The organism is Streptomyces sioyaensis, from assembly GCF_004122735.1.
Taxonomy (GTDB): domain Bacteria; phylum Actinomycetota; class Actinomycetes; order Streptomycetales; family Streptomycetaceae; genus Streptomyces; species Streptomyces sioyaensis.
The window spans coordinates 47,991-62,609 of record NZ_SDIF01000009.1; the positions used below are offsets into that span (position 1 = coordinate 47,991).

General features: G+C 70.2%; 11 protein-coding genes and 1 pseudogene. 10 read left to right on the forward strand and 2 right to left on the reverse strand.

All coding sequences use genetic code 11. From position 1 onward, the window contains the following. Nucleotides 1–85 precede the first annotated feature (85 nt). The 4 genes and pseudogenes from EST54_RS05165 (at nucleotide 86) to EST54_RS05175 (ending at nucleotide 4,349) form a co-directional block, all read left to right on the forward strand. On the forward strand, nucleotides 86–1,333 hold the full coding sequence (locus tag EST54_RS05165) for an LmeA family phospholipid-binding protein (protein ID WP_239012689.1): 1,248 nt from the start codon (nucleotides 86–88) through the stop codon (nucleotides 1,331–1,333). Nucleotides 1,334–1,483: 150 nt separating this feature from the next. Beyond that, nucleotides 1,484–1,729, forward strand: a pseudogene (locus EST54_RS35225) (IS5/IS1182 family transposase); the annotation flags it as partial. 846 nt (nucleotides 1,730–2,575) lie between these two features. After that, on the forward strand, nucleotides 2,576–2,827 hold the full coding sequence (locus tag EST54_RS05170) for a hypothetical protein (RefSeq protein ID WP_129245487.1): 252 nt from the start codon (nucleotides 2,576–2,578) through the stop codon (nucleotides 2,825–2,827). A 265-nt stretch (nucleotides 2,828–3,092) separates the two neighbouring features. Beyond that, nucleotides 3,093–4,349: a protein-glutamine gamma-glutamyltransferase gene (locus EST54_RS05175; RefSeq protein WP_129245489.1), complete on the forward strand. Its 1,257-nt coding sequence runs from the start codon at nucleotides 3,093–3,095 to the stop codon at nucleotides 4,347–4,349. A 209-nt stretch (nucleotides 4,350–4,558) separates the two neighbouring features. Here EST54_RS05175 and EST54_RS05180 read toward each other — a convergent pair whose 3' ends face one another. Further along, complete coding sequence (locus EST54_RS05180) at nucleotides 4,559–5,212, reverse strand: response regulator transcription factor (protein WP_129245491.1); 654 nt, start codon at nucleotides 5,210–5,212, stop codon at nucleotides 4,559–4,561. Between the two features lie 97 nt (nucleotides 5,213–5,309). Next, nucleotides 5,310–7,049 carry a sensor histidine kinase gene (locus tag EST54_RS05185; protein WP_129245601.1) on the reverse strand — a complete coding sequence of 580 codons (1,740 nt, stop codon included), beginning with the start codon at nucleotides 7,047–7,049 and terminating at the stop codon, nucleotides 5,310–5,312. A 374-nt stretch (nucleotides 7,050–7,423) separates the two neighbouring features. Here EST54_RS05185 and EST54_RS05190 point away from each other — a divergent pair, with 374 nt between their 5' ends. The 6 genes from EST54_RS05190 (at nucleotide 7,424) to EST54_RS34000 (ending at nucleotide 14,496) form a co-directional block, all read left to right on the forward strand. Continuing rightward, a complete protein-coding gene (locus tag EST54_RS05190) occupies nucleotides 7,424–8,119 on the forward strand; it encodes a DUF4232 domain-containing protein (protein ID WP_129245493.1) in 696 nt (231 codons plus the stop codon). Between the two features lie 294 nt (nucleotides 8,120–8,413). Then, a complete protein-coding gene (gene cseB, locus EST54_RS05195) occupies nucleotides 8,414–9,151 on the forward strand; it encodes a two-component system response regulator CseB (RefSeq protein ID WP_275543260.1) in 738 nt (245 codons plus the stop codon). A gap of 5 nt (nucleotides 9,152–9,156) precedes the next feature. Further along, entirely contained in the window at nucleotides 9,157–10,428 is a 1,272-nt protein-coding gene (locus EST54_RS05200; protein WP_244942442.1) for a sensor histidine kinase, read from the forward strand. A 189-nt stretch (nucleotides 10,429–10,617) separates the two neighbouring features. Continuing rightward, nucleotides 10,618–11,400 carry an ABC transporter ATP-binding protein gene (locus tag EST54_RS05205; protein ID WP_174857394.1) on the forward strand — a complete coding sequence of 261 codons (783 nt, stop codon included), beginning with the start codon at nucleotides 10,618–10,620 and terminating at the stop codon, nucleotides 11,398–11,400. 70 nt (nucleotides 11,401–11,470) lie between these two features. After that, complete coding sequence (locus tag EST54_RS05210) at nucleotides 11,471–14,041, forward strand: ABC transporter permease (RefSeq protein WP_129245495.1); 2,571 nt, start codon at nucleotides 11,471–11,473, stop codon at nucleotides 14,039–14,041. A 287-nt stretch (nucleotides 14,042–14,328) separates the two neighbouring features. Then, nucleotides 14,329–14,496 carry a hypothetical protein gene (locus EST54_RS34000; RefSeq protein WP_154073965.1) on the forward strand — a complete coding sequence of 56 codons (168 nt, stop codon included), beginning with the start codon at nucleotides 14,329–14,331 and terminating at the stop codon, nucleotides 14,494–14,496. The last annotated feature ends 123 nt before the right edge of the window (nucleotides 14,497–14,619 follow it).

Consider the following 14,619-nt stretch of genomic DNA (forward strand, 5'->3'; position numbering starts at 1 on the left):
CGTATGTGGAGAGAAGTTGCAGGCCAGGCCTCGAACACTGTGCGCTACTTGGTTCGAGTGGCTGGGCTGTGGTCGCATGGTGGCGATGCTCTCCAACGAACCTTCCGCAGACTCCAAGGCGCGGGTACCGGCGAGCCGGGCTGCCCAGGACGACCCGGCCTCGGACAACCAGGGCCCGGACGGGCCGTCGGCTCAGGGCGGTGAAGAGCCGGACGACTCGTCGACCCAGGGCAACACCGCCGGCGCCGACTCCGGTACGGGCACCGGCAGCAACACCGCCGGTGACACCGCCGTCACCGACAACGGCACCGACTCGGGCGCCGGCGCTGCCGTCGGCACCACCGCAGCCGACGCAGGCACTGACCACACGAGCACCGGCGACGAGAACGAGCACCCGCGGGCCGGGCGCAAGCCTCGTCGGATCGTGCGGAGGACCGCGAAGGTGGTCGTCGCGCTGGCCATCGTGCTTGCATTTCTTGCGCTCGGTGACCGGTGGGCCGTGCTCTACGCGGAGAACCTGGCGGCGCAGCAGGTGCAGAAGGCGCTGAAGCTGCGCGCGGAGCCCGAGGTGCACATCGACAGCTTTCCGTTCATCGGGCAGGTGCTCGCGGGCAACATCGACCACGTCGAGGTCAACGTTCCCGATGTCGACGCCGGGCCGGTCTCCGTCGCTCAGGTGAAGGGGACGGTGGACGACATCGGGATCGTCGGCAGCCTGCCGTCCTCGGTCAAGGGTGCGGTGCTGAGCCGGGTGCGCGGTGACGTCCTGCTGGACTTCAAGGACCTGAACCGCGAAGTCGGCGCGTCGCAGGTGCACTTGATGCCGGGCCCCGAGAAGAACACGGTGCTGGCCGGTGGCGACCTGCCGGTGGGCGACAAGCAGGCCCAGATCCGGGGGCGTGCGCAGTTGCAGCGCACCGGGGAGCGCGGCCTGCGCATGACCGTGCAGGACACGCGCGTGGTGGTGCCCGGCCTGCTCACGTACGTACCGGGCAAGGGCGGTGGCTTGCAGCTGACCGCACCCGTCGCCGAAAAGATGGACGAGGGTGAGCTGCAACAGGCGACCGGGAAGCACGTCCTTCCGCAGCAGATGATGAGGGGCAGCGTGCTGGACACGGTCGTGGACCATCCGTCGCTGCTCAAGCCCACCGGCATCGATCCCTCGCTCGTCCAGGGCCTACAGAAGCTCCGGGAGCCGAAGGTCGCGCAACAGATGGAGTTCTCCGCGCAGCTGCCGGACAACCTGCCGAGCGAGATTCGGCTGCGGGACATCTCCGTGTCGAAGAACGGCATTCGGGCGCAGCTGACCGGCAAGGATGTACCGGTGGGCTAGTACTCCAGCCGAGGTTCGTGACCTGAGCTGGTTCTTCTTCGGTAGTGCAGCGTTGGGCTGGGTGCTGTCTGCTCCAGGCAGACCAGTTCGGTGCGCGATCTCGTGGAGGGAGGCGGGCCGGGTGGCGGGGCAGGAGATGTTCCAGGAGCCGGGCAGTTGGGAGGTGGCTCGCAACTGATCCCGGTCCTGGGCCGAATCCGTGTCCCGCGCCCGGCCGGCGGACACCCGCGGACACGCCCCGACCACGTGTGCGGCGGTAGGCCGTACAGCTCGCGCTGAAAAGGGAGTTACCTGCGACGGCGGAGGATCCGGTACACGATTCCCGAGCGCAGGGACCAGTGTGCCTACCGTCTGCAGCGGGGGAGGAGAGGCGCAGCCCAAGGAGCCGGCACCGATGTGAGGTCCGAGTCTTGCTCTTCTCGGCCAGGCCGAGCGAGCCCCGCCGTGCGTACAAAAGGGCCCTTCCCGTAGAGGGAAGGGCCCTTGGTGGAGCGCCCGGCAGGCCTTGCACCTGCATTTCCCACCGGCTGGTGGGCGTCTTTCCTTGGACCACAGACGCGCGACTCCGACCTGTGGGCCGAAGCGACATCATGATCATACTGCATCGGCGCGCCAGCAGCGAGAATCCGCCCAGTTGCCGCCACGGGCAAGCCTGTGACCTGGTCTGCGCGAGCCAGTACGGAGGATCTGACTTCGCCGTCCAGTTCGTGGATGCTCAGTGGCATCGGACCGGCGGGAACAACCGCAAGAGCACGTAAGGCGCTCACGGCCGGCCACTGTTGCTCTCTCCGCACACGGTCGACCGCGTTCCCGCCGGTCGATGTGCGCATGGCGCTGCGGGAGTTGCGTTCAGACGACACGCGCGTCGTACCGGGGCATCCGTCACGGACGCGAATCCTGCGCGAGCACATCACGGTAGAGAGCCTGAAGCCGGCCGAGCTGCTGTTTGCGGAGCTCCTGCCGTGCCGGCTTGTGCGGGGCTCTGGTCGTCCGTTCCGTGGCGGGCGAGGGGAAAAGGTCGGCGCCGGATTTCGATCGCCAGTGCATACACGGCTTCACCGCGTTGGAGGTCCAGGAGCAGGGGAAACGCTGCCGCATCGCATCCCCACGGGCGGCTCGGATGCATGGCCAGATATGCCCTACGTGACAGATTGGCCGATTTTAGGACCGCGACGTTGCCGGGGAGTTGGCGCGGGGACATGATCACTGCCCGTATCAACCTGATCACTCATCCAGGAGGCGATGCGTGATACGCCCAACCGCTTTCCGCGCCCTCCCCGGCGCCGCCGTGACCGCGGCCCCGCCCTGCCCCTCGCCCAGGGAGCCCAGGCCGCCGCCTCGACCCCCGTCGCCCCGACGACCGCCGCTGTCGGCCGTCCCAGCCAGGTCCACCTGGTCGACTCCGACTTCGTGCGCTCCCACCTGCGCGTCGAGGTCCGGTACGGCGACGCCCCCCGGTCCGGCCCCGCGTCGTCGCCTCGGCGGCGATGCTGAGGTGGCGAGGCACCGGTGCCGCCCGACCCGGGCGGTCCGCCGGCCACCAGGTCATGACCGGCGACGACCGTACCGCCACCGCCGTCTCCCGCCTTTGCCGCATCTCCTTCCGTCTCGCGGCGGCGCTCCTTCCAGTCGCCGGCGCAGCGACCCAGGCCGGCGCGGCTGAGGTCCGGAGCGGTTGCTTACCGCAAACCCCTCATTGCGTCGTTCGCTTGCATGCCCTGTTTCACGAGATTCCACAACAAGGGAGTTAGTGATTTTCATGTACAAGCGTCGGAGTTTACTCGCCATCGCCACTGTGAGTGCGGTGATATGCACCGCTGGAGTCATGCCATCGGTCAGCCATGCCGCCAGCGGCGGCGACGGGGAAAGGGAGGGCTCCTACGCCGAAACGCACGGTCTGACGGCGGAAGACGTCAAGAACATCAACGCACTGAACAAAAGGGCTCTGGCCGCGGGTCAACCCGGCAATTCTCTGGTGGAATTGCCGCCGAGCGTCAGTGGGCTGTTCCGGGCCCCCGGCGCCGTCGACGACAGGGTGACCCCTCCCGCCGAGCCGCTCAACAGGATGCCTGACGCGTACCGGGCCAACGGAGGTAGGGCCACTACGGTCATCAACAACTACATACGCAAGTGGCAGCAGGTCTACAGTCACCGCGACGGCAGGCAACAGCAAATGACCGAAGAGCAGCGAGAAGAGCTGTCCTACGGCTGCGTCGGCGTCACCTGGGTCAATTCTGGCCCTTACCCGACGAACAAATTGGCGTTCGCGTACTTCGACGAGAACAAGTACAAGAACGATCTGGAAAACAGCAGGCCACGACCCGGTGAGACGCAGGCGGAGTTCGAGGGGCGCATCGCCAAGGACAGTTTCGACGAGGGGAAGGGTTTCAAGCGGGCGCGTGAGGTGGCGTCCGTCATGAACAAGGCCCTGGAAAGTGCGCACAACGAGGGGGCTTACATCGACAACCTCAAGACGGAGCTCACGAACAAAAATGACGCTCTGCTCTACGAGGGCAGCGGTTCGAACTTTTACTCGGCGTTGAGGGATACGCCGTCCTTCAGGGAAAGGGATGGAGGCAACTATGACCCATCCAAGATGAAGGCGGTGGTCTACTCGAAGCACTTCTGGAGCGGGCAGGACCAGCGGGGCTCCTCCGACAAGAGGAAGTACGGCGACCCGGATGCATTCCGCCCCGACCAGGGCACAGGGCTGGTGGACATGTCGAAGGACAGGAATATTCCGCGCAGTCCCGCCAAGCCCGGCGAAAGTTGGGTCAATTTCGACTACGGCTGGTTCGGGGCTCAGGCAGAAGCGGATGCCGACAAAACCATATGGACCCACGCCAACCACTATCACGCGCCCAACGGCGGCATGGGGCCCATGAACGTCTACGAGAGCAAGTTCCGGAACTGGTCTGCGGGGTACGCGGACTTCGACCGCGGAACCTACGTCATCACGTTCATACCCAAGAGCTGGAACACTGCGCCCGCCGAGGTGAAGCAGGGCTGGCCGTAACAGAGCCGGGTAGGAGGGGCCGGGCCCCCGGCCCCTCCTACCCCTGCCCGACGCACCCGCAAGGGAATCGAGACCTCGACACGCTTGGGCCGCCTCTCGCTGCGGCTGATGCCTAACGACGGCGGACCCGCCGCCGAGGGGGCTCGCCCCCTCGGTCACGCGGTCACGCCATCATCGGGGACTCGTTCGCGGGCCCCGGGGAGCCTTGCTCAGGTGCCCAGGCCGGCGTCTCGTGCCAGGAGTGCGGCCTGTACCCGGTTTTCGCAGCCCAGCTTGGCGAGGATGCGGCTCACATACGTTTTGACCGTGGCCTCGCTCATATGGATCCGCTGGCCGGCGTCCGCATTGGACAGGCCCTCGCCCAGCAGTGCCAGGACCTCCCGCTCGCGGCCCGACAAGGTCTCCAGCCGACGGCGGGCCTGCTCGGCGCGGCGCGCGCTCTGGCCGGACGCCAGCGAGTCCACGACATGACGGGTGGCGCCCGGCGACAGGTAGGCGTCCCCGGCCGCGGCGGCCCGTACCGCGCGCATCAGCTCCGCGGGCGCCGAGTCCTTGAGCAGAAAGCCCGCACTGCCCTCGGCCAGGGCGCGCAGCACGTTCTGCTGCTCCCCGAAGGTGGTGAGGATCAGCACCCGCGCATCGGGGGCGGTCCGGCGGAGTTCGGCGAGGGCCGTCAGCCCGTCCATGACCGGCATCCGGATGTCGAGAAGTACGACGTCCACCCGCTGGGCGCGGGCCAGTTCGATCGCCTCGCGGCCGTTCGCCGCCTCCGCGACGACGTCGATGTCGTCGGCCGAGGTGAGGATCATCCTGATGCCCGCCCGAATGAGCGGCTCGTCATCCGTGACGAGAACCTTGATCACGAGTCTCCTGTGCCCTCTTGAACGGTCATGGCTGCGGCCGCTCACCATCATCCCCGATGGCGCCACCCGCCCGGACCGCACGGCGAGCGTTGCGCCCTTACGACGTGACCTCGAAGGACTTCTTTTCGATCAACTTGCCGTCCTTGAAGCAGAACCGGAAAACCGGCTCCTTTTCCCAGCTGCTGCCGAGCTCCGAGGAATTCAGGCTGAGGCACTTCGCGCCCTCGGGCACCGGCGGTGCCCCCTTGTCCAGGCCATCGGTCATGATGGCGGAGCCATCGGGCAGCTGCTTGCGCACCGCGGTCTCGGACCGGCCCACCGTCACCGCCGCGTACTCCTTCGGGTCGATCATGGCCTTGTTCAGCTCGGTCGTGAGGAAGGCCGCACCGACGAGGAGGCCGGCCACCAGCAGCACGGCGAGCAGTGCCGCCACCCCGCAACCGATGGCTGTACCGCTGCTTCTCTTCTGCGTGCTCATGGCCCGGGCCAGCTCCTTCGGCGATCCGTTCCCGTCAATGACCGGATCAGCTTCGCCGAGCGAACCCGTCGCGAGCTGCTGCCGAAAGTCGCCCGTGGGGTCAACGAATGTCGCCGTCTCGTCGCCGGGCGAGGAGCTGGTGGCACCGGGCTCCGGCGCGGTGTACGGCAGCACCCCCGCCAGCCGGAAGCCGCCGTCCGCCGTGGAGCCCACATGCACCATGCCGCCGACGAGCCGGGCCCGCTCCCGGAGCCCGGTCAGCCCCTGGCCGCCGCTCACCACACTCCGGCCGTCGTCCGCGGTCTCGGGCACGGGGCCGTTCGCGACCTCCACGACCAACGAGTCCGGCTCATAGCGCAGTTCAATGGTGATCGAGGCGCCCGGGGCGTGCTTGTGGGCGTTGGTCAGGCCCTCCTGAGCTATCCGGTACGCCGCGTGACCGGCGGTCGGGGCGAGCGGACGCACCTCGCCCGAGCGCCGCAGCTCCACGGCCGTACCCGCGCTCCGGGACGCCTCCACCAAGCGCTCTATGCCTGCCACCCCGCGCGACGGGGCCTTGGCGTCCTCCTCTCCCATGGCCTCCAGAGCAGGCGGGGTGGGGGCGCCGCTTGCGACAGCCGGGGGAGTTGCCCCGTCCCCGGGGACGGGGGTGCCGTCCCGCAGCAGCCCCACCACCTCGCGCAGCTCGTGCATCGCGCCCACCGACGCTTCCCGCAGCACCCCCACGGCTTCCCGCTGTCGTCCGGTCAGCTCGCGGTCCACCTCCAGCGCGCCGGTGTGCACCGAGATGAGGGCGAGCTGATGGCCGAGGCTGTCGTGCATGTCCTGTGCGATGCGCTGGCGTTCGCGCATCCGGGCCTGTCCGGCGATCATCGCGCGCTCGCGCAGCAGTTGGGCGTTGTACTCGCGCAGGGTGTCCAGCAGCGTGCGGCGCTGCGACCAGTAGCGGCCGGCGAGGCCGGGCACGATGGTCGCGACCAGGGTCACCATGGCGACTATGACCAGGACCGCCGGCGAGACGCGGGGCAACTCCTGCGAGAGGTCCAGGCCGAAGTCGAGGACGTACGCGAGGGCGAAGGTGGCGGTCGCCCTGCCCACCCCGTCGATCCGGCGCCCGCCGGACCAGCTGGCGACGGGCACCAGCAGCGCGAAACCGCCGAACGGGAACGAGGCCGCGACGGCCACCAGCAGGACGGTCCCGGGCAGCACCCGGCGCAGCGGCAACAGCAGTCCGGCGGCCAGTGCGACGGCGACGATCCGTACCGCGCCCCCGTCGCGCAAGGCCTCGGTTCCCGCCACAAGCGTCGCCAGGACCACACTCAGCAGCGATTCCAGCACGATGCGCCGGGGCGGCCACATCCCGGGACCGAAGAGAGCCCTGCCCGGTTCGGCCAGCCGCCGCAACCCCGTACGCACCCTTACCGTGGGCGCCTGCCGAGCGCGCTGTGCACGCTCCATACCTTCCACACCTGTCACGCAGCCACGTTAAGCAGCCCCTCGCGTCGACGACATCATCCTTCGTCGCGACGTGCAGCAACCAAAGTCCCACGACGGGGGCGACGAGGCCGCCATGGTCGTGGGACTGCTCGGCCTCACCCGTTCGCGCGGTGTGTTTGCGGGACGTGAGTGAGGCGTTTCCGGAACGTCAGTGGCGCCGGGAAGAGTGGGGTGCACACCGCGGGAACGGCCAAAGCCAACTCCCGCACGAAAGCACGAAACAGGGGGATCCCGTCATGCGTACTTCCCGGATGCGTACCGCCACCTTAGCCGCCGTCACCGCCGCGCTGGCGCTGGGCCTGACCGCCTGCGGCGGCGCCGACGGCGGCTCGAAGGCGGCCGGCGGCGACAACGCCGCCGGTACCGCGCAGAGCCGGTCCGCGTCCCACGGGGACGGCAAGGGTGGCGCGGAGCAGGTCGACATCGGCGGTCACTCCACGGCGGGCGCACGCCCGACGACCGCCTCGGGTGGGACGGACGAGGTCGCGAGCGGGGGCACAACGGCCGGCGCCCAGCAGTGCCGCGGCGACGAGATGCTGCTCACCGCGGTGCACCGGTTCGCCGGGCAGCAGGGCGACCACCTGCTGGTCACCGCGTCGAACAAGGGCACCAAGCCGTGCTGGGTCACCTCGTACCCGGCCGTGAAGCTCGGCGACGTCGACGGCGCCGCACTGCCGCACTCGAAGAAGGACAACCCGGGCGGCGACCAGCACCTCACGCTCCGGCCCGGCGGCACGGTATACAGCGCGGTGAACCTCTTCGACTACGGCTCGAAGCACCACACGGCGCAGTCGTTCGCCCTCGCGCTGCGCGGCGCGGACGGTCACGACGGCCCCTTCTACTCCGTCTCCCTCAAGGGCGAGAAGCCGCAGTTCAGCTGGAACGAGGCCGACGTGCTGAACTGGAACACCAAGAAGCCGTACGACTTCTGACGGCCTGTCGGCCAGTGCGTCACCTGCCCTGGTGACGCGCCGGTGCCCCCGACCCCGCGGTCGGGGGCACCGGCATGGTGGCGACGTCGCTCTCGTCGAGCGGGCGCGTCTTCGGCGCGGTCGACGACACGATGCGAGGGGCGCGATGCGTGTCCGTAGTGCGGCGCGGTTGCCGCGTCCGGTGTCTGCCTTACCCTTTCGTTCAGGTCGTCGGCTGCGCGTGCGTAGGGCTGCGCGTGCGTACATTCGGGACTGATACCTCACCTGAATCGTCCGAACAGGAGTGAGCCGCTCGTGTCCTCGCCCGCCCCGGCCGGGGCCTCGTCGCGACCTGTCCGCGTGTTGCTGGTGGAGGACGACGACCTGATGCGACGGTCCTTCGCCGTCGCCTTGGAGCGTTACGGCTACGAGATGACGGCCGCGGCCGACGGTCTCACGGGCCTTGAGCTCTTCCGCGACGAAAGCTTCGACCTGCTGATCCTGGACGTGATGCTGCCCGGTCTGGACGGGATCGGCCTGTGCCGCAGGGTCCGGGAGACCAGCTTGGTGCCGGTCTTGATGATGTCCGCGCGCGGCGACGGGCTCGATGTCGTCGCCGGTCTGGAGGCCGGGGCGGACGACTACGTGGTCAAGCCCGTGGACACGTACGTGCTGGTGGCGCGCATCCGCTCGCTGCTGCGGCGGGCGACCTACGCGCCCGCCCCGGGACCCGAGCGGGCCGCGGACGAGGGGCCGCCGCCCGAGGGGGAGGTGCTGGTGTTCGGGGACCTGCGCATCGACACCGCCGGCATGGAGGTGTTCGTCTCCGGAAGCCCGGTGGCGCTGACCCCGACCGAGCTGAAGCTGCTCCTGGAGTTCGCCGCCCACCCGGGCGTCGTACTGGAGCGGCACACCCTGCTGCGCAACGTGTGGGAGTACGGCTGGGACGGCGACAGCCGGGTCGTGGACCTGTGCGTGCAGCGGCTGCGCCGGAAGCTGGGGCGGGAGCGGATCGAAACGGTCCGCGGCTTCGGCTACAAGCTCAGGCGCTGAGGGCGGTGCGTGTGTTCCGGCGGCCGAGGCCGGACCTGTCGTCCCTGCGCTGGAAGATCGCCGCGCTGGCCGCGGTCACCGCCTTCCTGGTCGTGGCGGCGGTGGGTGTGCTGGTGCACGTGTGGACCGCGGACGACATCCGCTACCGGGCCGAAGCGCAGGCGTTCAACGGGCTGTACTCGGCCATGGACACCTACCGGCGCACCAAAACCCTCGCGGACGGAGCCGAGCTGGATCCGGCCGGGCTGCCCCTCGTGCTGCGGCACCCCGTCGACGGCAAGCGGCACACGGCTTACGACGGGCGTGTCGAGGGGAATGCGGGCCCCAGCTTCTGGGCCGCCCAGCGGGTCGACGGCCCGGGCAGCCGGGTGCTGGCGGTGCAGGTCAACATGAGTCCGGAGCTGCACACTCTGCGCCAACTCGACGTGACCATGGCGGCGGCCTCGCTGGTCGCGCTCGCGGCGGCCGTGCCGCTGACGGTCTACGGGGCCGGGTTGCTGGCCCGCAGGCTGCGGCGGGTCTCCGAGACCGCAGGCCGGATCTCCGCCGGGGACCTGGACGCCCGCACCGGGCCCACCAAGGGCCGCGACGAGGTGGCCGAGATCGCCGCCACCGTCGATCGTATGGCCGACGGTCTCAGCCAACTGCTCCGCACCGAGCGGCAGTTCACCGCGGACGTGGCCCATGAGCTGCGCACCCCCGTCGGCGGTCTGCTGGCCGCCGCCGACCTGCTGCCGGCCGGTGAGACGGAGGATCTGCTGCGGGCCCGGGTGCGGGATCTGCGTGGCCTGGTGGAGGACCTGCTGGAGATCTCCCGACTGGACGCCGGGGCCGAGCGGCCGGTCCCTGCCCGGGTGCCGCTCGGCGCCGTCGTCTCCGAGGCCGTGGCACGCACCGGTCTCCGCGTCGAGGTCACCGTCGCCGGGACGGAAGCCGATCGGACCGTGGAGACCGACCCGCGCCGTCTGGAGCGGATCGTCAGCAACCTCGTCGTCAACGCCCACCGGCACGGAGGGTCCCCGGTGGAGGTCACCGTCGAGGGCGGCCGTACGGTCGTCGTGCGCGACCACGGCCCCGGCTTCCCGGCAGACGTGCTGCTCCACGGTCCCCGCCGGTTCCAGACGGGTGCGACGGAGCGCGGAACGGGCCACGGCCTGGGCCTGACCATCGCCCTGGGCCAGGCCCGGCTCCTCGGCGCCGAGCTGCACCTGGAGAACGCCCCGGACGGCGGCGCCGTCGCCACCCTGCGCCTGCCGGCCCCACCATCCGGCGCCTAGGAACCGCCGCGTCGGCATGACGGCCCGGCGCCCACGGACCTGCTGCTACAGAACACGTCTCCGCCCCGCGCCGGCCCTACGGAACTGCTACAAAGCGGCGCGGTCGCCGATACACGGCGGCTCAGGCCCCGATACGTTTCCCGGACACCCTTCGACGTGCGCCCTTCCGCACCCGAAGAGGAGTCCCCCATGTCCGCCACCCCCTTCGCCTCGCGCGCGCAGCACGCGGTGCCCGGGATCGCAGCCGCCACCTTCGACCTGTCGAAGGTCTACGGCAGCGGCGACACCCGTGTCGTAGCCCTGGACCATGTCAGCATCGACTTCCGGGAGGGCGAGTTCACCGCGATCATGGGTCCTTCCGGCTGCGGCAAGTCCACGCTGATGCACTGTGCCGCCGGGCTCGACTCGCCCAGCTCCGGCTCGGTGCGCGTCGGCACCACCGAACTGAGCACGCTGAGCGACCGGCAGCTGACCGCGCTGCGCCGCGACCGGATCGGCTTCATCTTCCAGGCGTTCAACCTGCTGCCGACGCTGACCGCGCTGGAGAACATCACGCTGCCGCTGGCCCTCGCCGGACGCCACCCCGACCAGCAGTGGCTGGACCGCGTGGTCGCCATGGTCGGACTCTCCCAGCGCCTCGGTCACCGGCCCGCGCAGCTGTCCGGTGGGCAGCAGCAGCGCGTCGCGGTCGCCCGCGCCCTGGCCTCCCGCCCCGCGATCATCTTCGGCGACGAGCCCACCGGAAACCTCGACTCCCGCGCCGGGGCCGACGTCCTGGGCTTCCTGCGCGACTCGGTGCGCGAACTCGGCCAGACCGTGGTCATGGTCACCCACGACCCGGTCGCCGCCGGCTACGCCGACCGCGTGGTCTTCCTCTCCGACGGCCGCCCGGTCGACGAGATCACACACCCCACCCCGGGCCGGGTCCTGGACCTGATGAAGAGCCTGGGCGCCCTCTCCTACACCAGCTGAGCCGCCCGCGCCCCAGCACCGACCCGGCCCACCGCTCGTATCCACCGAGCCCACGTCCCAGGAAGCCCCCATGCTGAAAACAGCCCTGCGCAACCTCCTGGCGCACAAGGCCCGTCAGCTCATGACGCTCCTTGCCGTCTGTCTGGGGGCCGCGTTCGTCAGCGGCACCCTCGTCTTCGCAGACTCCACCGCCGCCGCCTCTCGCGATGCCATGTCGAAGAACTACGCCGACATCGCGGTCACCGTGACCGCGAAGGAACCCCCGCCGGGGGCCACCCCACACCAGCAGACCAGCGCGCTCGACGACGCGCTCGCACGGAAATTGGCCGCCGTGTCCGGTGTCGCCGCCGTCCGGCCGTCGGCCGACGGCGTGGTCACCATGAATGCGGCCGACAACACCCCGCTACGGGTCAAGCAGGGGGCGAACCTGGCCGACGCCTACCTACCCGGCACGGACGGCAAGGACAGCCGCTACCCGCTGGCCGAGGGCCGCGCCCCGAGGAACAGCGGCGAACTCGCCGTGGACGGCACCACCGCCGCCGCCGGCGGCTTCCGCCTCGGCGACAAGGTCACCCTGGCCATCGACGGCCCGGTCATGACCAAGCGGCTCGTCGGCATCGTCACCACGAAGGACACCCGGGTGACCGCCGCCGGCACGCTCGCCCTGTTCGACAAGGCAACCGCCCAGAAGCTGTTCGCCTCCCCGGGCCACTACAGCAGCATCGATCTGTCCGCCGCACCCGGCACCGCCCCGTCCGAGCTCGCCCAGCGGGTCACCGACGTGCTCCCGACCGACCGCGCCGAGGCCACCACCGGCGCTGCCCTCGCCGACCAGCAGGCCATCCTCGTCAACACCCAGACCCGGGGCTACACGAAGCTGCCGCTGGTCTTCGCCGGGATCTCGCTGTTCATCGGCTCCTTCCTCATCATCAACACCTTCACGATGCTCGTCACCCGGCGCACCCGGGAGATCGCGCTGCTGCGGGCGATCGGCGCCACGCGCCGCCAGGTGTCCCGCTCCGTGCTCCTGGAGGCCCTCTTGGTCGGCCTCGTCGCATCGGGGGCCGGCTTCCTGCTCGGCCTCGGCATCGCCTCGGTGCTGCCCGACATCCTGAGCACCGACGGGAACACGCTGCCCCAAGGGCCTCTGGTGATCGGCCCGCGCTCGGTCGCGGCGGCGCTCGGCGTGGGCGTGGGCGTCACCGTGCTCGCCGCGTGGCTGCCGTCCCGCAAGGCCGCGAAGGTCGCGCCCATCGAGGCGATGCGCACGACGGAACAACCGCCCTCCGCCAAGCGGTCCCGGATCCGCGGCGTGGCGGGCCTTGCTCTCCTCGTCCTCGGCGCCGGTGTGCTGGTGTCGCTCTCGGGAGCGAAGGACGCCTCGGAGACGAACCTGCAGAACGCGATGGTCGGTTGCGCCGTCCTCGTCGCCGCCCTGATCGTCCTCGCGCCGATCCTCGCCTCCCCGGTGATCCGGCTGACCGGACGGCTGACCGGCCGCTTCGGGATCACCGGCCATCTCGCCCAGCAGAACGCGCTCCGCGACCCGAGGCGCACCGCCGCCACCGCCGCCACTTTGATGATCAGCACCGGCCTCATCGCCGGGCTCGCCGTCATCGGCAACTCCACCGCGCAGGCCCTCGACAGCCAGGCCGCGGCCGGGCTCGGCGCCGACTACGTGATCAGCACCGGCACCCCCACCACCGCCATCGAATCGGCCGCCGTACATCGGGTGGGCGAGACCTCCGGCGTGCGGACCGCGACCGCCGTCTCGGACACCACCGCGACCATCGGCGGCAGCGTCCAGAGCATCTCCGGCGTCGACCCCGACACCGTGAACGACACCATGAAGCTCGACTTCGTCAGCGGCTCCGCAAAGGATCTCGGGCCGGGCCGGATCGCCGTCTCCCGCACCCTCGCCCAGAAAAACGGCGTGACCACGGGCAGCGAGCTCAACGTCGGCAACGTCGGCACGGACCCCAAGCAGCAGTTCACGAAGTACACCGTCGTGGGCGTCTACCAGGACAACCCCATCGCCAAGGACGCGCTGGGCGTCCGCAGCGACGTGGCCAAGAACGCCTTCAAGCCCGGCTCCGTCCAGCGCATCCTGGTCCGCACCGACGGCGGCGCGGTCCCGACGACCGTCGAGAAGCAGCTGCGCACCGCCGTGAGCAACAGCCCGCTGATCACGGTGCAGGACCGCGAGCAACTCGTCACCCAGGCCGCCGGCACCCTGGGCGACCTGCTGAACGTGATGTACGGGATGCTCGCCGTCGGCGTCGCGATCAGCGCGCTCGGCATCGTCAACACCCTGGCCATGTCGGTCGCCGAACGCACCCGAGAGATCGGCGCCCTGCGGGCCCTCGGCATGGACCGCTCCGGCATCCGGCGGATGGTCCGCCTGGAGGCGGTGACCGTCGCCGCGTTCGGCACGCTACTCGGCCTGGCGGGCGGCCTGTTCGGCGCCTGGGCGGTCGGCTCGCTGGCCAACGCCGCGATGCCGCAGTACTCCCTGGCGCTGCCCTGGGGGACGCTGCTCCTCGTGTGCCTGCTCTCCCTCGCGATCGGCGTGCCGGCCGCCGCCGTCCCGGCCCGCCGGGCCGCCGCCCTGAGCCCGCTGGAGGCCGTTGCGGAGGGGTAACGCACGGCCTTGGAACTCCCTCGCCGTCACCCCGCTCCTGGCCGGAATTCACCCCGTGTGAGGGCATGCGAAGGGTGCCCAGCGGTGTGGCGGCCGCGCCCGATCGCGCGGGGTGTGCGGGCAAATCGGCAGACAGCGTGGCACGTGGCGCATGGTGAAGGATCAATTCCCCTTGATATGCCCCGGAGTGACGTGCTTTTCCAACTGTGTCCGGTTGAAGACTTATTGAGGGTTGTTTCCTTCTGCTTCAGTGGTACGCGTTGTGTCGCACCTACTGAGGAGGCCATATGGCCGAAGTCAAGAAGGTCGCCCGCCCCGCGGTCACCGCGTCGTCCCGTCCGTGCGCGTTCGTCTCGCCGGACAAGGGCAACGCCCCGACCATCACGCCCGCCCACAAGCAGGCGGAGGTCGTCTCGGCCCCCGCTGAGCAGCGGAACGAGTGTGCGTCGGCCTAAGGGCTGAGGTTCCCCGGGGCCCCGCCCACCGGCCGGGCCCCGGTCTGTCGCGCGGGCCGGGCCGAGGGCCGGGACCGGTCCGCGTCCCACGGCTCCGCGCCCGGGGCCCTTTTCACCGACGCA